Source organism: Lampropedia hyalina DSM 16112 (genome assembly GCF_900129055.1).
Classification (GTDB): Bacteria; Pseudomonadota; Gammaproteobacteria; order Burkholderiales; family Burkholderiaceae_C; genus Lampropedia; species Lampropedia hyalina.
On the sequence record NZ_FQUZ01000008.1, the window covers coordinates 56,296 to 77,098 of the forward strand.

Sequence of the window (20,803 nt, forward strand, 5' to 3'; positions counted from 1 at the left end):
TCAGGGTTGTGCTGGCACAGTGGCAGGCAGGCTGCGAAGCAACTGCGCCTGGGTGGCACGGAACAGCGCGTTCTGTGGGGCCAGTGCCACTGCCTGCTCCACGTCCCGCACGGCCTCGGCCATCTGGCCTTGCTGCTGGTGCATGAGCGCGCGCCCGTAGTAGGCACTGGCATCGGGCCGCAAGGCAATGGCTTTGTCGAAGGTCTGCCGGGCATTGGCAAAGTCTCTCTGCCCGGATTGCGACAATGCCAGTCCGACCAGGTATTTGCCATGGTCTGGGGCCTGTTCCAGCAGTACGCGGTAGCTCTGGCCTGCCAGATCGAAGCGGCGCAGTGCCAGTGCCGTTTCCGCCTGCGCGAGCCACACATGTTCGCGATTGGCTGGAGTGTCATCGGCCTTCAGTGACGAGGTGAACGATGTCAGAGCTTCGGCCAGCATGCCACTGGCGCGTTGTGATACCCCGGTCTGGTAGTCAATGTCCGGCCCATCGAAGCCCTGCTGCCGCGCTGTCTCGAAGGCTTGCAGGGCCAGGGCATGGCGGTTTTGCACCGACAGTGTCATGCCACGGCTGAACTGCGCACTGCCCAATGGTTCACCCAGCGCGATGGCCTGATCGAAGTCCCGCAACGCGGCATCCAGATTGTGGTGCTCCAGGTAAAAGGTGCCCCGGTTCTGAAATGCCCGCCAGCGGCCGAAGGCCGAATCGGGAGCCTGAAGGTTGGTCTTGCGGGCGGCATCGTCCCACAGCGTGAAGCTGCTCTGGAAAGAGCCCACACGCTCGAAGGCCAGTGCCGCCAGCACCAAACCCACCAGCAGCCCCAGCGTGTAGATGACCGGGCGCGACCAGCGCGACAGCACCCATGCCAGCACCACGGGCAGCGGCAAGGCCCACAAGTAGCTGCGATAAAGCACGAAAGGGTCCTGAATCCAGGTGGTCAGAAATTCGGTACCGAACAAAGCCATGGCGCACAGCACTGCCAGGGCCAGCAGGCTCCAGCCATCGCGCCGCTTCCACAAGGCCCAGGTGCTGGCGATCAGCACGGCCACAAAACCCAGCGCACCTGCCCATTGGGCGGGATTCGTCCAGCCCAATGGAAATGCCGGGCGCATGTCCACCGACATGGCCGATACATTGGGCACCAGCCAGAAGCCCAGGTAGCGAAAAAACAGTCCCATCTGCTGGAATATGCTCAGGCCAAACACCTGCTCTGCTGCTCCGGGACGCAGCAGGTCGAGCTGGCGCACATAGGCGGCCGAAGTGGCATCGAATGAGGCTGCACCCAGCAGGTTACCCAGGCGGCTCCAGAGCATGGCAGCGAGCACGGCCACCACGGCCACGGCTGCCAGCAGCACCCACAGCAACTGGCGCAGAGAGGGCCGCTTCACGAACACATACAAGGGCACGGCCAGCAATGGCACCAGCACGGCATGCTCCTTGCTCAGAAAGGCCAGCATGGCTCCCAGTCCCGCCAGCACCGCCCACTGCCAGCGTGGAGCCTGTGCCTTGGCTTGCAGGCTGTGCACGAACGCCCAACATGCAAGGGCGGTGAACAAGGTGGCCATCAGGATGGAACGCTGAATCAGATACCCGGTGGCATACACCGCAACCGGGTGCAGGGCGAACCACCCGGCAGCCACCAGTGTCGCGGCATGGCGACGAGCGGCCTGCTCTGCGGGGGAGGGGGCATCATCGTCGTCATGCGCAAGGCGTGGGCGCAGGGCAGCGGTGCGCGACTGCACGGCCAGCAATTCGCGCACCAGCAGACCGATGAAACCGGCGGTGAGCAGATGCAGCCATACATTCACACCGCGTTGCACGGCCCAGTTGTCCGTGCCGAACAGATCGGCCACCCAGACGAAACTGCCATAGGACAGCAATCGTTGTTTCCATTGCAGCAGGCTGCCGTAGTGGTCGAACACCGTGCCATCGAGCAGGCGCAGATCGTCGAACAACAACTCGTTGGAAAAGCCGTGGCCATAAATACCCAGACAGGCCAGCGTGACCAAAAGACAGGCCATCAGGGTTGCGGCAAACCCGCTGCGCCATGGAGAAGGATGATTCGGTGGGGTTTTCGTCATAGGCGAAGATGCCATCGGGGCACTTCCTGGAATGAAGTAGGTTGCGAAAAAAGCCTATGTTGCGCAGGCAGAGCCTCGCGGTGGGGAACATTGTTGCAAGATTGTAAGGTTCGCCATTCTGTGCAGTGTAACGGTGCTGGACGGTGCCAGGTGCCGCTCGCTAATTGGTGCAGTCGAAATGACAGGGTCACATTCGTGTGCAACTCATGGTTTTACCCATTGTGCAGGGTCTGGGTGACTCATAAAATTGTGCGCACAATTTTCAAGATTCATGATCTCCCCCACAAAAATAAGCAATGGAGACAAGCCATGGAGCTCGTATTTGGCAAAACCCCCAAGGGGCAAGCCGAGATCAACGACAAACTCAGAGGACTGACACCGCGTTTGCGCAGAATCCTGATTTTCGTCGATGGCAAACGAACAGTAGATGATCTGCGCAGTGTGCTGCCGTCCGACGATCTGGAGCAAACCCTCAGCCATCTGGAAGAAGAGGGTCACATCGAGGTGGTCAAGGCCAGGCATGATGCAGCATCTGCAACCGCGCCCGCTGTGACCGAGAGTGTGGCACTGAGCACCCCGTTCCGGGTCCTGCCGACAGTACCGGATCCCCAGCACCAACAGCAGGCGCGCAACTTCATGATCAATACCTTGAGAACCTTTGTAGGTCCTGTTGGCATCAGTTCCCTGCTGGAGCGAATCGATGAAGCACGGGGGCACGAAGAACTGCGTGCACTCTATGATGAATGGTACAGGACGCTGTTGAATTCGCGCGATGGACGGCGTGAGGTGGACGGGCTGAGCAGCAAGTTGCTATTGATCATTTGAAGCGCAGGTCATGCGCCATCCGGTGCGACCTATCCTGGCTGTGGCAGCAATGTCCGCCCAGTAGAATACGCGGCCATGAATGAAGATCAGAATACCCTGTTGCCTGTCGGCAGTGCAGCCATGCAGATGAGCGACGATGGGCAGGCACTGGCAGCCTATGCCCGGCGTGCCTATCTGGAGTACGCGCTTTCGGTGGTCAAAGGCCGCGCCCTGCCCGATGTGGTTGATGGCCAGAAGCCTGTGCAGCGACGCATCCTGTTCACCATGGCGCAAATGGGGCTGGGCTACAGCGGCAACACTGGAGCCAAGCCTGTCAAGTGTGCGCGGGTGGTCGGCGATGTGCTGGGCAAATACCATCCGCACGGCGACAGTGCCGCCTATGACGCATTGGTGCGCATGGCACAGGACTTTGCCCAGCGGTATCCATTGATCGATGGTCAGGGCAATTTTGGCAGCCGCGATGGCGACGGTGCAGCCGCCATGCGTTATACCGAGGCGCGGCTGGCCAAGATCACCCGGCTGCTGTTGCAGGAGCTGGAGCAGGGCACGGTGGATTTTGTGGGCAACTACGATGGCTCCTTCGAGGAGCCATCTCAGTTGCCCGCCCGTCTGCCTTTCATGCTGCTCAATGGGGCCAGCGGCATTGCCGTGGGCATGGCCACCGAAATCCCAAGCCACAATCTGCGCGAGGTGGCCGATGCTGCCGTCGCCTTGCTGAAGAACCCGCAACTGACCGAGGCCGATTTGCTGGCCTTGCTGCCAGGGCCGGATTTCCCCGGCGGTGGGCAGATCATCAGCCCGGCCAGCGATATTGCCGCAGCGTACCGCAGTGGGCGTGGGTCGCTGAAAGTGCGGGCCTGCTGGGAGCGTGAAGAACTGGCACGGGGCCAGTGGCAGATCGTGGTGACGCAACTGCCGCCCAATGTCAGCAGCCGCAAGGTGCTGGAGGAAATTGAGGAGCTGACCAACCCGAAAATCCGTAGCGGCAAAAAATCCCTGACACAGGAGCAAACCCAGACCAAGGCCACGGTGCTGGCCGTGCTGGATGGCGTGCGTGACGAATCCAACAAGAATGCCCCGGTGCGGCTGGTGCTGGAGCCGCGCTCCAGTCGCATCGACCCACAGGAATTGATGCACACGCTGCTGGCGCACACCAGCCTGGAGACTTCCCACTCCATCAACCTGACCATGATCGGGCTGGATGGCCGTCCGGCGCAGAAATCAATGCGGCAGATTTTGCTGGAATGGCTGGAATTCCGCCAGCACACCATCACACGCCGCAGCCAGCACCGGCTGGAGAAAGTGCGCGATCGCCTGCATATTCTGGAAGGTCGCCAACTGGTGTTGCTGAACATTGACGAGGTGATTGCCATCATCCGCGCCAGCGACGACCCCAAGGCCGACCTGATGGCGCGTTTTACACTCAGCACCCGGCAGGCCGACGACATCCTGGAAATCCGTCTGCGCCAACTGGCGCGGCTGGAAGCCATCCAGATCGAGAAGGAACTGGCGGCCTTGCACGAGGAAGCTGGCAAGCTGGAAGACATTCTGGGCAACCCCACCACACTGCGTCGCCTGATGGTGCGCGAGATCGAAGCCGATGCCAGGGAATTCGGCGATGCCCGCCGAACGCTGATTCAGGAAGAAAAGCGCAGCGTGGCCGAAGTGAAGGTGCTGGACGAACCCGTGACGGTGGTGGTCTCGCAGAAGGGCTGGGTGCGCAGTCGCAGCGGGCATGGCCACGATGCGCAGGGCTTTGCCTTCAAGGCGGGCGATGGGCTGTATGGCACATTCGAGTGCCGCACGGTGGATACGCTGCTGGCCTTTGGCAGCAATGGCCGCGTGTATTCCGTGCCGGTGGCATCCCTGCCGGGCGCGCGCGGCGATGGCCAGCCGCTCACCAGCCTGATCGAACTGGAGAAGGGCACCGAGTTGCTGCACTACTTTGCCGGGCCGGCGCATGCCCAGCTTCTGCTGGCGCACAGCGGTGGTTATGGCTTTCTGGCCAGCGTGGCGAATATGGTCTCGCGCCAGAAGGCGGGCAAGGCTTTCGTCAGCCTGACCGAAGGCGAGCGGCTGCTGCCACCTTCGCATGCGAAGGGCAGTTCGGCAGCGACCGAACTGCCTGCAGCCACCCAGGTTTGTGCCGTGTCGGCGGCCGGGCTGATACTCACGTTCGAGATCGGTCAGCTCAAATCACTGGAAAAAGGCGGCAAGGGGTTGCAATTGATGGCCTTGGCGGAAGGCGACGCGCTGGCGGGCGTGGCGGCCTGTGTGCGCAGTGTGTGCGTCAGTGGCGTGGCGGCACGCAGCGGCAAGGCGCATGAAGAAGTGCTGGAATCCCGGGTGCTGCAAAATGCCGCTGGTGCACGAGGTCGCAAGGGCAAGCCACGCACCTGGGGCTTTCGCCCGCTGGCAGTGGAACGGGTGGAATGATGGCGTGAGGCCGTCGGCGGTGACTGCCTCGCTGTGCGCACCGAGATCGTAAATACGTTCTCAGTGCCAGCCTTTGGCTTGCAATGCACTGCGCACGGCATCGGCCATCAGTTCATGGCCCCGTGGTGTGGGGTGGAAATCGTCCGCGAAGGCGTAGCGGTTCCACCAGCCAGCGGCAAGCTGTTGGGCAGGGGCCAGGGCATCCAGTGCCGTATCGGTGCATTGGCGCACGTCATATACCGGCAATGGATTTTGTGCGCTGGGGGCCTGCACCGGGGGGCAGACCGCTGTGGTGGCATTGTCCAGACCGTATTGGGCCGGATTGGCTTCCCACTGTCCCAATTGCTCAAAAATATCTGCCACTGCCACCTGCGGATGGTCGGCAAAGTTCGCTTTCAGCTCGTGGTTGAACGCCAGTACCCAGTTCTGGAACAGGGTTTGCAGACTGGCCGCCTGCTGCTGTGCCTGCAAGGCACTGGCTCCTGCTGTCACCTGACCGGCCACCAGTGCCTGCAAGATGGTGCGCAGACGCGGCGTGCGGCTGAGATCCGGCACAGTGACCACCACCACATGCTGTGCCCCGGCATTCAGCACCTGGGTCTGGATGTCTGCTGTCAAACGCTGTGCCAATGCCTGCATGTAGCTGATTGCAGCCGCTTCGGCACCACCGGGTTGAGCCAGGGCCTGAAGCTGCTGAGGGGCCAGTACCGCATCGCCCAGCACCGGAGCCAGGAACTGCGCATAGGCATAGACCCCGGCTGCACCCTGTCCCACCAGAGTCGACTGCGCAAGCTGGAGATAAGCCGCGATCAGATCGCCACCGTCATTGCCACCGCCATTGATGAGCACCAATGCGTGCGCATCAAACCCGGCCTGGCCCACTTGTGCCCGCAGATCGGCCAATTGCTGTGGGATGGACAGGGCCGTACCCTGGGCAGGGTGCTGGATGCGTCCCCCGGCCACTGCATGGTTGCCACAGCCAGGCAGGGTGTTGAATTGCGTCAGGGCCGTGGCCTGGTAGAAATTGCAGAGCGGCACTTGCGTGGTGTCGTTGGCGATGAGATCGACCCACAGCGGATAAGGCGTGCCGGTGCTGGATTGAACCGTATTGCGCAAGCCGTAGGCACCGGTGTCAGAAAGGCTGTCGCCCACAATCTTCACGCTGGTGAACGCAGCAGAGGGCGCGTCGTTGCCGCCGCAGGCGACCAGCAGCATGGCGGCACAGGCAGAGGCCAACAGGGTTTTGAATGAGGTGGACATGGGGTGCTCCGGGTGACAGAAAAAGGAATGAAATGCTGTGCCTGTCGGTCAATCGCCTCATTTGCGCCGCACCAGTGCCGTTTGCAGCAGCTTGCGCACTTCAGGCGAGGCTTTCAACTGGCCGTTTTCGGCATAGTGGCGATGATTGTCGTCGATCTCGTCCAGTTGGTAGAGGTAATTCACCATCAGGCCGCAAGACTGGCGCAGGCCATTGGCCGATGTGTCGGCCAGCCAGTTGATGCGGTGCAGGCTGGCCCCGTTGGAGAAGTGAAAGCGAGCCACCGCATCCAGCGGATGTTGCTGGCGTTTCTCGTGCAGCAGATACCACGCGCACTCGCCTTGCAGCCACTCTTGCAGGGCCGCCAGAGCGTGCCTGGCAATCGGAGCCTGAGGCTGTAGCCACTGCTGGATGGCCTTGGTGGCCTCTGGTACGGTGGTATCGGCCAGCAGCTTCTGTATCGCCTTGGGTTGGCTGGCACGGTATTCCGGTTCATTCCACCGGCCTTGCAGCCAGCGATTGAAGCCCGGCACCGGAGAGAGCGTGGCAAAGGTTTGCAGTTGGGGAAACTCGTGCATGAGTTGCTCCACCACCCGTTTGATGAGGAACTCGCCCATGCTTACACCGCGCAAGCCCTGTTGCGCGTTCGAGATGGAATAGAAAATGGCAGTGGTGGCGGTGCCAGGGTCTTGCGTGGGTTCGGCCTCGTCCAGCAGGGTCTGGACGCTGGCGGCCACCTGCTGAACCAGAGCCACTTCCACGAAAATCAGCGGCTCCTCCGGCATGCGCCCGTGAAAGAACGCATAGCAACGCCGATCCGAATCCAGCCGATTGCGCAAATCGTTCCACGACTTGATCTCGTGCACTGCTTCGTAGCGGATGACTTTTTCCAGCAGTGAGGCAGGCGAGCCCCAGCCGATGCGGCTCAGCTCCAGAAACCCTGCATCGAACCACAGGCTGAACAGGCGAAACAGATCCTGATCCACTCCCGGCCAGCCAGCGGATGCCACATTCTTGCCCTCCTTGCCTGCACCGCTGCTGGGGGTGCTGGTCAGTTGCAGCAGATCGGCGCGCATCCGCACCAGACTGTCGATGCCGTGGGGCACCAGGTTGAATTGCCGCAAAATGTGCCAACGGGGTGATTCCAGACTCTGATCCAGTGCCATTTCCGCCTTGCGCTGTGCCGCTGCATCGGAAGCCTCCAGATATTGCCGGATGCACTCGCGCACCTTGGCATCGTCGGTGCGGTACTCATCTTCCAGAACCTGAAAGAATTGCCGTTTGTCCGCATCGTGGGCCTGCTGATAGAAGGCCAGCAACTGTGCAACCCGCTCACGCGCAGCCGTTTCACCTCCAGCCTGTGCGGCACTGGCCTGCAAGCACTGGCGAATGTTCTTCCAGGTCTTGCTGCTGGCCAGAGCCGGCTCCGGTTCGGCATGCAGAGAACCCGGACTGTCGGTTGAACCCAGCAAACGCCGCCACAGCCGCAAAACCCGACTATGGCTGGGAACTGGCACAGAAGAAGACGAAGGGTGGAGTGTGGACATGGTGCGATTCCTTCGGAAGTGTGGCTTTGCAGCAGATAATCCGCTTCTCACAGGGGGATGCTGGGCCAAATACGATCAAAGTGTTTGACTGTTTTGAGAATTTGCAGATTAAGCGGTATTTTGCACGCAATTGAAGTTATTTTGAGCGCAAAAGACCGCATGTGTGCAAATTCTTCAGAACTTGAATGCTTCTTGATGGCTTGATGAAAGCTTCCTTGTGATAATTCCGTTGTCAAACTTCTCAATCTGGGTCAATTCCATGAACATTCGCCTCTTACCCATCATCCTGCTGGCGGCTGCCCTGGGGGGCATCTCATTTCTGAACTGGAACGCGCTGGTCGCCGCCTCGGATGTGTCGCTGGGCATTACCACCGTGCAGGCCCCGCTGGGTCTGGTATTGCTCGTGCTGGCCGTGCTGTTGTCGCTGCTCTTTCTGGCCTACATCCTGTGGTTGCAGGGCACAGTGCTGGTAGAAAACCGCCGCCACAACAAAGAGATGCACGCCCAGCGGGAACTGGCCGACAAGGCAGAAGCCTCCCGCTTCACCGAATTGCGCGAATTCCTGGTGCAGCAGCATGCCGATGGACAGGCCCAGGTGCAGGCCGAGTTGCAGGCACTGGAGCAACGCCTGCTGGCACGCATTGACGAGGCCGACAACAGCAACGCGGCCTATTGGGGCCAGTTGGAACACCAGTTGCGCACCGGCAGCAGTTCCCAGCCACCGGTGCAGCAGCCTGCGCCACCTGCCACGTTCTCCGCGCTGGATTGACCTCCCTGTTTTGCACACCCTGTAAAAAAACGAGATAGTTTTTGTATGAGTTACTCCACTGACAATCCCTGGTTCTATGCCGTTGCGGACGAACGCCGAGGGCCAGTAGGCTTTGCCGATTTGCAGGCCCTGGTAAGCACTGGCGAAATCACGGCCAATACCCTGGTCTGGAGCCAGGGCATGGCGGACTGGACATTGGCTTCGAACATCCCCGAACTGTTGCCATCCGTGGGCCTGTCCGTGGCCACAGAAATACCAGCACCGGCCCAGTTGCCTTCTGTGCAAAGGCCACCTGTCACCACCCCCAGCCGTCGCTTGCGCACGGTCAAGCCCGCCAGCTTTGGCCTCTGGCTGGGCTTGAGCATCACCGCCGTATTTTTCTACACCCTGGGAATTGCAGGCGCGACCATGAACGAGGAGGTCAGCGCCCAGAGCAGCGTCTGGATTGCCCTGGGTGCGGTCGGGCTGATTGCATCCACCGTGGTTGGCTCCATCTACATCTACCGGGCATGGCTGGCCATCCAGGACGACGACATCCCATCCAGAACCACGCCGGGCAAGGCGGTGGGCTTCCTGTTCATTCCCTTGTTCAGCCTGTACTGGATGTTTGTGGCCCTGCATGGCTGGAGCCAGGACTACAACCGGCTGGTCTCGGTATACGAATACCGCGATGCCCCCAAAATGCCCGAAGGCCTGTTTCTGGCATTCCCCATTCTGGCACTGGTCAGCATCGTGCCTGTGGTGGGGGTCATCGCCTCACTGGCCATGATCGTGGTAGGCCCAATGGTCTTCTTCCATATCTGCAAAGCCGTCAATTACTTCGCAGCCAAGGCAGGGCGGCAGGGGTATTGAGGCAATCCAAGGCGAGCGATGAATTGGTAACTCAGTCGCTGGTGCAGGCGTATGGTGAAGTTCCGTACATGGTGCTGTGTCGGCAAGACTGCTGCGGACAATGAGTTTTGCTTACCATCGTAGAAGGTTGAGCGCACATTCCATACCTTCTGTGGCTTCTTTACACTTCGTGTCTAATCATATTTTCTTTCGATCAGACACTGAGCAGGACGCGCTCGCGATGCCACTGTAAATAATGCCGGTGCTCGCTGGCCAGCCAGCGCAACGTCATTCCCGAATGAATGCCAAGCCCAGGTAGATCGCTTTGGGACAGGCGGGTGCTGGTCAGCAGATGCCCGGCATCGTCGAAGCTGATCAGAAAGCGATCGAACAGCGCATCGAGATTGGCCACCAGCAGAAAGCCGTTGAAGGCATCCAACCGCTCGGCATCGTCGGCACATTCGGCCCAGGGTTTGGCATGGCTGGCACGCAGCGCTTCAGTCACAGCGACGCCGGTCACTGCGCAGGCACCACCCCAGTAGGTCAGCAAGGCATCGCGGTAACGCTCCTGCCCCACGCGCTGACGTACCAAGCGTTCGACTTCCGTGCCCCTGGCTTCGGCAGATATCGTCTCGACAGCTTGCGCCACGGCCGTGTGGTAGTCGCGCACTGCCTGATTCGGCAAGGCCTGCGACAGACTGGCCGTGCGGCGCAGGAGAGCCGCCAAATCGGGCAGGGTCGGCACAAAATACACGTCATCGGCTCCGGCCCAAGGTTGGAAACTGCGCAACAGTTCCGGCAGCAGCGCGGGCGTGGCAGGTTGAAAGCGCACCTCGAAGCCTCCGACCAATGCTGTCACCGCCGCCTGGCTTCGATGACGAGCCGAAGCCAGTATGACCGCATCGCCAGAGGATGACAGCACGTGCTCGAAGCCGTTGTCGTGGCCGGCTTTTTCGATGATGGTGCGTTGCAGAGGATTCATGTCCGCGTCCAATCTACCCGGTTCCACTCGATGGCGCGCTTGCGCCAGCCCTCTTTCACAATGGTATGGTTCCAATGTTTTTCTTCAGTAGGGCCTGCGTGCGTGGTCTCCCTGCTGCTGATGTTTCGAAACCTAATCCAGACCGATAGATTTCGGGTAGAAACAATCGCTCCTCTCCGAGATTTCCATCTGTATCTTCATAGATTACACCGATCTCTTGCAGCGCATTTAACAAGGCTGCATCCAGCCCCGCCTGTGCTGCGCTGAATGGGACTTTCACGCTGCGAATCTGTTGCTGAGTCATCTGCTCAGACCATCTCCTGAGTGGCGCAATCTCGGCTTTGGCCTCTGCCACTTTTTCTTCACTGCACCGGGGGATGGCTTTGCGCATGGATTCAGGTGCCAACAAGCGATCTGGCCATGTTTGCCCTACACGTGTCGACTCTTCGTCGGCAGAAAACTTAAGGAAGCGTACCAAGTCACGTGCCTGCACATTGCCTTTTAGATCACATAAGGCGGTATATACCCATCTTGCCGAGTGCGCCTCCTTGGATTTTTCGTTGCCCAGTTTTTTTCCCCACAGTCGCTCCAGTTCGGTTCTCAACTCTTCGAGATGTAGAGATTCTGGCGGTTTGGGTGATGGGTGTATCCCTGCCTGACAGCTCAACATGTAAGCGAGTCGTAGGAAACTTTCAGGATTCCAGTGCAAGCGGAATGGCTGAAAGCGTTGCAGCCATTGGCCCACGTTTTGACGAATTGCAGCCTGCACATAGTCGATACGCACAAACACGAGTACGCCCAAGTGAGGGTTGGGTAGCTCGCTGACTCGATTGGTCAGGCGCAGTAGTGCTTGAATGGCTTCACGCGCTTGGGGGTCATCGGCATTGCCAAAAGCATCTTCAATACCATCGAAGACCAGGATTGTGCGTGCGGATTTTCCAATCAAAATATCGTTAACTGCTGGAAGCCCGCCTTGACTAATACCAAACTGAACTGCAATGAGCTCATCCCAAAAATCATCCCAATGATCGGGGGGGGTCATAAGCGCTTTCGCAAGCCGCTTGCGTAGATCAGTACCATTGAGAAGCTTGGTTTTGTCACCGTTGACCAAGTCAAGTGCATGACCCTGAGCTTTTTTTATTTCACCATCCGGGGTATCCTGAAGATTGTCAGACCACAGCATTGGGAGGATGGCAGCGTCAGTAGTTTTAGATGAATCAAAACCCAGCCTTCCCAGAAAGGCTTGCCATGAGCAGGCTTGTACAATCTGACGGAAGGTAAAGGTTTTGCCGGCCCCCTTGGCGCCGATCATCAGTACATTAGGAAGATCGTTGGCAAAGTGCTTGCCAAGATTGAGCAAAGGTTCGGTAGCGAGGATTGGGCTGGTCTGGCTACTGTCTGCAAACTCAGCCACTTTGCACACTTCATGCAATTTTTTGGCTGACTCTTGCCTTGATGATGTGCTGGTTTGGCCGTCAACTGCGACCGATACCTCCTGATCAGGCTGGGAGTACAGTGCCTGCGCCCATTCCGTGGCACTGGCATACAAGCGTTGGGATTGAGGCAGGTTTTCCAATGCCTCACGTACTGAGCCAATGGACATCAACGGACTCAAGAATTCGGCATCCAACCATTGTACGGATGGCGTCAGTGGATCCTCTACGGGATAGGAAGAGCCCAAGACTTTCAAAGCATTTTCGTAGTGCCCAGCCTCGCGTAGTTCTTTCGTCAAAAGGCTTAGTACAACGGTAGGGCGATCTGTTTTTTTCCAATCCCCGGACAACTGGTGATTGCTGGTGTACAAGCGGCGAAGTACCTCTGCCATGCCCAAAACAGATTGACGGGCAACGGTACTAACAAAGAAGTGATCAATGCGCGGGTCAAACAGGATCGGGCTGGCCAACTCACTCAAACCCGCTCGCAGGTCAATGAATACCGCGTCAGCTCCAAGGCGCTTCCCCAGGGCATGCAAATGGTCGCTCAGCTGCCATGGATTATCCGGGTTTCGCGCCAAGTGCTCTGGAGTAACAGGCATGTCTTGAATCTCGGCTAGATCCAATGCAGCAGGCAACACGAACAGCTCGCGCTGCAATCCTCCCAGGCTCAGTGACGTCTTACGCAACTCATCGGCAAAAAAATCCAAGCTTGCATCGACACCATCAGGAGGGTAGTGCAAGGCTTCGAGAAACTGTACAAAAGAGACGGTAGGGCGATTACTGTCATCCAGCCAGAAACTGATGCCAGGGGCTTCCAGATCAGCATCGACCACGAGGATTTTCCTGACATCTGGGCCAGTATCACGCAAGCATGCTGCCACATAAGTCATCAACGTAGTGGTACGCCCCACGCCACCCTTGAATGAATGAAATGACACCAGTTCTGGGCCACCATTAAAACGTGCAGGCATTCGAGATTCAGGGGCACCTAATGTTTGAGGCTCACCAGGCGGGGTTTCACCATCCCCTCTATCTGTGGGTAAGTAAGTAACATCGCGCCAAAGTGGATAAGTTTGCCCCACAGTTGGCAAATTTGCTCCCTGCTCCTCCAGCAAATCCATGGGATAGGCAGTGTTGCCAATCCGCAACTGAATGGCTCGCGGATCACGCCGGTAGGCGCGGCCGAAAACCTTATCTAACCATGCATCCACATCATGGGCTGACCCAGGTGTGTGACGTATTTCCATGCCATCAGCGAAGCAATCCACTCCCACTATGCATTGAGGGAATCGTGTCCACAGCGCCGTGTATTTTTTGAGAAGGCGCTCCACGTCCAACCATGTCAAAAGATGCCCAGCCATTGAAATGTGATCGGTCATTTGAGTTCTCCTTGAATCCAGTCCAGCACCTTTTGCAGTTGCTGTTCGCAATCATGGTCGGTAGGTGCTTCGCATTTTCCACCGTAGCGCCATACCTGGTGCAAATCGCCAAACTTGCCGTTACGGGGAAGTTGCGCTTGGCCACGAAGAGCATTCGGCAATCGAAAGCTTTCCGGGAGGGAAAGGGCTGACCCCACGTTCAGATCCTTGAGAACTCCACGCAAATCGTGGCCGGTTCGGTTAATGTCCTCGCTGTCAAACAAGGTACGCCCCTTTCGCTTGAGCCAAACCGCTTTCAATCCACACTCCACCGCATAAAACAACAATAAGCGATGTGGGTTCTGTCGATCGCCTGCCACCGCAGGCGTTGCAACAACTGATAGTTCGCGCAATGCTCGCGTCAGTTCTCGATCCGTAAAAGGCAACGCGCTCACACCAAACCTCCTGTTTCCAATTTATCCCACGCTTCCAGCACCAGCCGTTGAGTGCGGTATTCGCCGAACTCTTTCAGCTCCTTGTTTTTGAGCACACGGAAGGTTTCGCTGGGGTAGTCGTCGCCCATGACGTCGGTGGGGTCGAGGATGTAGCGGAGTTCTTCGCGGGTGAGGCCGTAGAGTTTGGCGTACCAGGCGTCGAGTTCGGCGCGCAGGGTGGCGCGGCGGTCGGGGTCGAAGGCGAAGGGCGGGCCTTCGTAGCCCAGATCCTTGGCCCAGGCGGCGAGGTCATGGGCGGTGTAGGTCAGTTCCATTACGCGTGGGACGATGAACGCGAGGTCAGCTTGGATGTAGCGATCTGGCGGAAAAATCGGAAGTTGCTTTGTGATGAAGTCCGCTAGATGCGTACCACCAATTTTCTGCCGAGCAACAAAATCAAGCACCAAAGCATTCAAATTTGATACCAAGCAGGCATAAAACACCGCCAGCCAGGGAGAACCGCCAACGTTTATACGGATAGTGAAATCGGTTCCTAACAACGGCATTACCGATGCAATCACAGTGCGTTCATCTGTAGCACGGCAGATGTCTCTCCACCCGATCAACCAGCCATGTTGCCAGCCTTTATCGTTGAGGCGTTCTTCTACTTCTCTGCGGTTGGTCCAGTAGCGCGGGATGACAGTGAAGTCTGGTGCTTGTTTTTCGGCAATAGCCACATCGCGGCCACGGCCATCGCTGTCGTAGGTGGCCCAGCGGTGGTCGAATTGATGGATGAGTTTGGCTTCATACATCGGGGAAAATCCAGCCATTGGCTGTCGAACACAACTTCCGACGACCTCGGCTTTCGCCATGTCGAATGCTCTGCGAATTTGGATGTGCCACGGGTTCTGCACGGGGTTTACTACCTTGGCCTGCTGACCCGCACCTGCAATGACAGCATCGCGCATCAGCACCGGGGCGGCGCGGTAGAGCTTCTTGGTCAGTTCCGCGTCGCGCTCGCTGCGGAACACTGGGCAGGTGAGCGTGTTGGGGTTGATGAGGCGGAATTCCTCGGGCGTGAGGGTGAAACGGCGGCGCGGGTCGGCCAGTTGGCTGACCTGGGTGGCGAAGCAGACGAATTCGGCCTGGTCCGCTGCGCCCAGGGTGAGCAGGCAGAACTTCATGCGGCTATCGACGGCGGGGAACAGCTTTTCGCGGTTCTCGATGTCGTACAGGCTGACCAGCCGCCGGTTCTGGGTGATGTGCCCGAAGTAGGCTTTGGTGCTGTCGTCGGTGGCGATTCCGGTGGGCACGATGAATCCGGCGCGGCCGCTGTCGGCATGGATTTGCAGGATGGTTTCGGCAAACAGCGCGTAGGTGTTCACGTCGCCCACGCCGGTGAGTGGATAGCGGCCGCCGTCGGTGCCTTTCACATGGGCGAACACGCTGGCTGCCTCCGCCGTACGGCGGGCGGTGACGAATTCGCGGTAGAGGCGTTTTTCGGCCTCGTCCTCATGCACCTCGTGGGCCAGGTCGGGGTACAGGTGGCGTGCCAGCATGCCTTCGCTGAGCCACTGGATGCGCTGGGCGCGTTCGGCCTTATTGCGGGCTTGCGCCACGTCGCGGTGGCGGGTGGCGAAGAATTCTTCTTCTTGCAGCTTGATGCGTTCCCACGGCGGATTACCCAGCACACAGTCGAAACCACCCTGCGCAAACACCTGCGGGAAGGCCAGCGGCCAGTGGAACACGCGGGCCTGTTCGCAGGCCGCGCGTGCGGCGGCGATGGGCGCGGCGTGCTCGGTCTGGGCGCGTTGCGGGTCGGTCAGCAGCGCATGCAGGGTGATGCTGGTGGGCACAGTTTCTGCCGTGTCCTCCGTCTTGGGCAGCAGGTAGGCGCCCACCAGCGCATCGGCGGCGTGGGCCAGCGGGCTGTGGGCGGAGTCTTCCAGAAAGCGGCGCCAGGCCTGTTCCTTGGCGGCCACCTGCTCCGGGGTGTCAGCGGGCAGGGTTTCGATGGCGCGCAGGGCATCGAGGCCGCTGCAGTTGTCCACGCTCAGCAGCATCTGCCTACCTTGCAGGTCCCTGGCAATCTGCTTGAGACCGGCGGCGTTGGCCTTGGCCAGTACCTTGCAGACATTCTTGTCGTCGCCGCTCAAGGGCTTGTAGGCGTCCTTGGCGATGCCTTGTTCCAGCGCGTTCAGGTCGGTCAGGCCCAGCAGGGCGTCGCCCACCTGCAGGTGGTGGTCGAGAAAGCCCAGCGGGCGGCCTTCCTCGTAGCCTTCCAGCCACAGCGCCATGCGCGCCAGTTCGATGGCCATGGGGTTGCGGTCCACCCCGTAGATGCAGCAAGTCACCACTTCGCGCAGGGCGTGGCGGTAGTCCTGCGGCTGGATGGCGCCCTCCTGTCCACCTTCCAGGCTGCGCAACTGGGCCAGTTTTTCCGCCAGCCGGCGGGCGGCGGCGAGCAGGAAGTGGCCGCTGCCACAGGCCGGGTCGATGACGCGGATGGCCAGCAGCGCTTCGGTGGGGTTAGCCGGGTTAGCGGACAGACGCTGTTCGATGACGGGGTCGAGCGCGCTCTTGATCAGCTCCTGCACCAGGCTGTCGGGGGTGTAGTAGCTGCCGGTGAGTTTGCGGGCGTTGCCGGCGGTGCTGCCTTCCTCGGTGCGGCCGACGAAACCGAAGGTGCGTGCGGGCAGGTCGATGGCGGGCACCAGTTCCAGCAGGCTTTCGTAGACGCTGCCCAGCTCTTCCGGGCCCATGTTGCGGTAGTCCACCGGCACCAGGCTTTGCGCACCGGCTGGCTTGGCCCAGCGCAGGTGTTGCATGGCTGCAAGCAGGTGGGCGTTGTCCAGGCTGGCGGCATCCAGATCGGGGCATTGCCCGAAGGCGAACAGGCCGCCCAGGGCGGGCAAGGCCAAGCGCGACTCGCCTTGTGCCAGGCTACGGAAGACGATGCGAATGGCCTGCCACTGGTCGTCGTGCCGGGTGCGGGCGCGGCGTTTGAGGCACAGCTCGCGCAGGCGGGCCAGGGCATAGCCTTCGGCATAGGCGCGGCGGGCGGCCAGTGCTTCGGCGCTGTCGTCCTGCGGGTGCAGCACGCCGCGCTCTTCCACGGTGAAAACGAAGATGAGCCGGTAGATCAGGCGCAGCAGTTGTTGGAAATAGTCATCCTTGCTGAGCGTGCCGTCGTTCAGGGCGGCGCGTAGGGCGTGGTTGGCAGGGTGTTGCAGGAAACCTGCGCCGAAGGTCAGCAGGGCCTGCTCGACGCCGTTGCGTAGGCCATCGCGCACCCGAGTGCCTTCCTGCTGGCCTTCGCTGCGCCATTGTTCCCAGATGCACGCCGTAGCGCCCTGGCCGGGGCGGGATGCGCGGCTGGCGTGCAGTAGACGCCAGACGTTGGCGAATTCGGCATAGCGCTGGCCGCCGAGCAGATCGGCCAGATCGACTTCGAGAAAGCTGGGACGGGTGAGCGAGGCAGCGTCGCGCAGCAGCCGCAGCTGTCTGCCGTTGCTGACGATGCCCCATTGCAGCGGTTCGCTGGCGTTGAGCAATTCCTGCATGGCCTGGAACGGGGCTTTCTTGCGGTTGCCGCCGCCTTGCACGGCAAACCGCGCGTCAGCCTCGTCCAGGCCCAGAGAGTGTGGTGCCACCAAGACGGGCAAGGTACCAGCCATGAGGCTGACCGGGTAACGCAGTTCACCCACTTGCTGTGCTGCCGCGGCTTGCGAGGTGGCGTAGCCAAAGGCATCGCGCAGCAGTTCGTGGACGAAGGCGGTGGTGAGCTGCGCGGCATCGACGTCGGCGCGTTCCATCTGCGCGGCGAAGTGCTGCCATTGGGCGCAGGCGATCTGGAAAGCGCGGCTGTATTCGTCCTTGAGCTTGACGCCCTTGGGGGTACCGTAGTCGGCCTCGCTCTGGGCGCTGGCGCGGCCCTGAGCGGCTTTTTCCAGTTGATCGGGCAGGAATAGCCCGCCTTCGAGCTTGAGGGTGGGAAGGTTCAGCGTGGTCTGGGCCTTGCGGATGCGTTTCATGGTTGTTCTTCTCCAGGCCGAGGCTTATAGCGAGTCAGGCAGCAGCACGTACACGCCCATCACATCCACCGGCAGGCAGGGGCTGACGCTGTACTGGCCGACGTCACGGGTGGCCTCGCGCACGCGCTGATGGTCGGCCAGCAGGGCATCAGCCCGCTGTTGGGCCACCGCTTGCAGTTGCTGCGGGTGCGCGGCGAGGAAGTCGAGCGCGGTGCGGATTTCGCGCTGTACCGCCTCTGGCGGCAGGTTGCCGCTGGGTGTGCATTCGAGCAGGCGACTCACGCCATCGTCGGCCAGCCATTGGGGAGCGTTGCGGCCCTGCACCGCAAGGGCAACGGTTTCCTCCGCCATCATTTGGAAGGGTTCGCGACGGCGTACGTAGCTGAGCTGGTGGCGCAGGCGCAGAAGATAGAGGGTGGTGATGACCTCCACGTCATTGGTAAGAGTGGCAGCACAACGGGCGGCCAGCGGACGTTCGCCTCCAAGTGCGTCTTCCAACAGGTGCTGGGCCAGCAGGCCAACCAGCGGGTGACTGCGATGCAGTTCGCTGAAGTCGATGAGCTGGAGTTTGTCGATGCCCTCGTCGGCCAAGCGTTGGCGCAGGGCTTCGGGGAGGTGCTGCGGCAAGAAGCGTGCAGTCTGCTTGCGACCGATTTCCAGTGGTGACCCTAATCGCACGCAAGCGCTTTGCAGGAAACGCTGCACGTCAGCCTGGATGCCCAGAGCCTGCTGCTGTTTGTGCCATTCGGGCAGCACCTCGTCTGGCTTGATGCGACGCTGGGCGAACACGGTGCGATTGGCCTTGGCTTTTTCCAGCGCGTCGCGCCATTGGGCTTGCAGAGGAGCGAGCAATTGCTCCGACTCACCGAAGTCGAATGCGACCTGCGGCGATGTGGTGCGACTGTCGCTGCGTTTCATCAATGCCGCCTTGACCAGGGCCTGATTGATGCGGGCTTCGTCCTCGGGCATGGGAACGAGCACGCCGAGCTCCTTCTGAATGGCCTCGCCCTTCTTGAGGATGACGTTGAGCACGAAGCCATCCACCGGGTTGTCTTGCCCGTAGAGCATGGTGCAGCGCACTTCATCGGCCTGCTGACCGAAACGATCGACGCGGCCTTCGCGCTGTTCGTGGCGAGTGGGGTTCCAGGCCAGGTCGTAGTGGACGACAGCGGTGAACAGATGTTGCAGGTTGATGCCTTCGGAGAGGCAGTCGGTGGCGACCAGGATGCGTTGCTCGGCATCCTCCATGTCGTCCACGCGCTCGCGGCGTTCTTCGGGGGTGAGTTCGCCGGTGACGGCATCGACGGTGGCTTTGGGGAAAGCGGCCTTGAGGTGTTCGGCCACGTAATGGGCGGTGGCGATGTAGCGGCAGAACACCACCGGGTGGTAGCCATCCTTCACCAGGAGGCCAATATGCCGGATGAGCGCAGCCAGCTTTGGATCACCGGCCTTGCCGGAAAGACGTTGCGCGTCGGCGATCAGGGCTTGCAGGCGCGGCGCGGCGTCCTGCACCTGGGCAGGCGGCTCCAGATCACTGCCGGAGAGGTCATCGGCCTCGCCATCATGCAAGCGTTCATCGCTGAGGAGGGGGGCGTCAGGCAGGGTTCCTTCCAGCCTCGTGGTCAGAGCCTTGACAGCGGCAGCGGGCGACGACGCCACGCAGCGCAGCAATGCCAGGGTGGCGTACCAGATGAGGCGGGCGCCGCCTTGCTGTTCTTTCTGCTCGACGGTTTCAGCCAGTTCGCGGCAGTAATCCTGCACGGCGTCGAAGAACGCGCCCCATTCGCCGCTGAGCTGGTAGGTGAGCTCGGTTTTCATGCGACGGGGAAAACCTCGTCCGTCATGGGTCTCGGCCTGCCATTCAACGATATCCTTGCGACGGCGCTGGACGAAGTGGCGGGCCAGTTCCTGACGCAGCGGGTCGGAGGCCGTCATGCGGCCTTGCAAGGCCGCAAAGCGCGGATCGAGCAGCGACAGCAAGTTGTAGAAGGCGGTTTCGTCACCGGAGTGAGGGGTGGCGGTCAGCAGGATCAGGTGTCGCTGCGCGTCACGGGCAAGGCGTTGCAGCAACTCGAAGCGCAATTGCTTGCCTGCGCCGCTGCTGGCGCAGGTGTGAGCCTCGTCAACGATGATGCATTCGGGGGCGGTGGCGAGAAACTGTTCGCGGTGGCGTTCGCTCTTGATGTAATCCAGGCTGACGACCACCACGGGATGATGGTCGAACAGGCGCACACCATGCGGAAGATCACGTTCGATGCGGGAGGCCGAAGCCGAAGTCAACGCCACGGCCTGAAGGTTGAAGCGGGTTTCCAACTCACTTTGCCATTGCTCGACAAGGTGTGGCGGGCAGAGGATGGCCAGGCGGGCGATTTCGCCACGGTCCATGAGCTCGCGTGCGATCAGGCCGGCCTCGATGGTCTTGCCGATGCCTACGTCATCAGCAATCAGTAGGCGCACAGTGGACAGGCGCAGCGCCATCAGCAGCGGCACAAGCTGATAGCCGCGAGGCTCCACGGCGATATTGCCAAAAGAGCGGAACGGGCCGGCGCCGGCGCGCAGGGTCAGGCGCAAGGCATCGCGTAGCAACAGCGCGGCGGCGTGGTTGCCGGCGCGCGCGGGATCGGGCCAGTCGAAGGTGGCAGGTTCGACGGGATGCAGTTCCAACTCGGGGATCAGGGCAATGCTTTCGTCATCGGCACCGCTCAATGGGCGCAGGCGCAGCCAGTCGCGGCGGGAGTCGCTTTGCACCACCCATTCGCGGCCTCGGGCGCGCACCAGGTTGCCGGGCAGAAAGTCGTGTTCGAGGATCGTCAT

At 60.5% G+C, this 20,803-nt stretch carries 12 protein-coding genes; 4 read left to right on the forward strand and 8 right to left on the reverse strand.

The window, feature by feature from the left end; all coding sequences use genetic code 11:
• Entirely contained in the window at positions 1-2,094 is a 2,094-nt protein-coding gene (locus BUE21_RS04800) for a tetratricopeptide repeat protein (RefSeq protein WP_084522863.1), read from the reverse strand.
• 294 nt (positions 2,095-2,388) lie between these two features.
• Here BUE21_RS04800 and BUE21_RS04805 point away from each other — a divergent pair, with 294 nt between their 5' ends.
• Both BUE21_RS04805 and parC read left to right on the forward strand, forming a co-directional pair.
• Positions 2,389-2,904 carry a hypothetical protein gene (locus BUE21_RS04805; protein WP_073355224.1) on the forward strand — a complete coding sequence of 172 codons (516 nt, stop codon included), beginning with the start codon at positions 2,389-2,391 and terminating at the stop codon, positions 2,902-2,904.
• Between the two features lie 75 nt (positions 2,905-2,979).
• A complete protein-coding gene (parC, locus tag BUE21_RS04810) occupies positions 2,980-5,340 on the forward strand; it encodes a DNA topoisomerase IV subunit A (protein WP_084522865.1) in 2,361 nt (786 codons plus the stop codon).
• A 60-nt stretch (positions 5,341-5,400) separates the two neighbouring features.
• On the opposite strand, the gene BUE21_RS04815 is transcribed toward parC, so the two are convergent.
• On the reverse strand, positions 5,401-6,600 hold the full coding sequence (locus tag BUE21_RS04815; protein WP_073355226.1) for an SGNH/GDSL hydrolase family protein: 1,200 nt from the start codon (positions 6,598-6,600) through the stop codon (positions 5,401-5,403).
• Positions 6,601-6,657: 57 nt separating this feature from the next.
• A complete protein-coding gene (locus tag BUE21_RS04820) occupies positions 6,658-8,145 on the reverse strand; it encodes a malonyl-CoA decarboxylase domain-containing protein (RefSeq protein ID WP_073355227.1) in 1,488 nt (495 codons plus the stop codon).
• A gap of 259 nt (positions 8,146-8,404) precedes the next feature.
• On the opposite strand from BUE21_RS04820, the gene BUE21_RS04825 reads away from it, so the two are divergent.
• Both BUE21_RS04825 and BUE21_RS04830 read left to right on the forward strand, forming a co-directional pair.
• Positions 8,405-8,914 (forward strand): Signal transduction histidine kinase, encoded by a 510-nt coding sequence (locus BUE21_RS04825; protein WP_073355229.1) that lies wholly within the window; start codon positions 8,405-8,407, stop codon positions 8,912-8,914.
• 45 nt (positions 8,915-8,959) lie between these two features.
• On the forward strand, positions 8,960-9,766 hold the full coding sequence (locus tag BUE21_RS04830) for a DUF4339 domain-containing protein (RefSeq protein ID WP_073355231.1): 807 nt from the start codon (positions 8,960-8,962) through the stop codon (positions 9,764-9,766).
• 193 nt (positions 9,767-9,959) lie between these two features.
• Here BUE21_RS04830 and BUE21_RS04835 read toward each other — a convergent pair whose 3' ends face one another.
• From BUE21_RS04835 to BUE21_RS04855, 5 genes are read right to left on the reverse strand one after another with little or no spacing between them, the layout of a single operon-like run.
• Positions 9,960-10,727, reverse strand: coding sequence for an HNH endonuclease (locus tag BUE21_RS04835; RefSeq protein ID WP_073355233.1), 768 nt, complete (start codon positions 10,725-10,727; stop codon positions 9,960-9,962).
• Between the two features lie 55 nt (positions 10,728-10,782).
• Entirely contained in the window at positions 10,783-13,542 is a 2,760-nt protein-coding gene (locus BUE21_RS04840; RefSeq protein WP_073355235.1) for a ParA family protein, read from the reverse strand.
• On the reverse strand, positions 13,539-13,976 hold the full coding sequence (locus BUE21_RS04845) for a hypothetical protein (protein WP_073355237.1): 438 nt from the start codon (positions 13,974-13,976) through the stop codon (positions 13,539-13,541). Before BUE21_RS04845 ends, BUE21_RS04840 begins: the two co-directional genes overlap by 4 nt.
• Positions 13,973-17,989: an Eco57I restriction-modification methylase domain-containing protein gene (locus BUE21_RS04850; protein WP_073355238.1), complete on the reverse strand. Its 4,017-nt coding sequence runs from the start codon at positions 17,987-17,989 to the stop codon at positions 13,973-13,975. The genes BUE21_RS04845 and BUE21_RS04850 overlap by 4 nt, the downstream gene beginning before the upstream one ends.
• Before the next feature lie 24 nt (positions 17,990-18,013).
• Positions 18,014-20,803 (reverse strand): helicase-related protein, encoded by a 2,790-nt coding sequence (locus BUE21_RS04855; RefSeq protein WP_073355240.1) that lies wholly within the window; start codon positions 20,801-20,803, stop codon positions 18,014-18,016.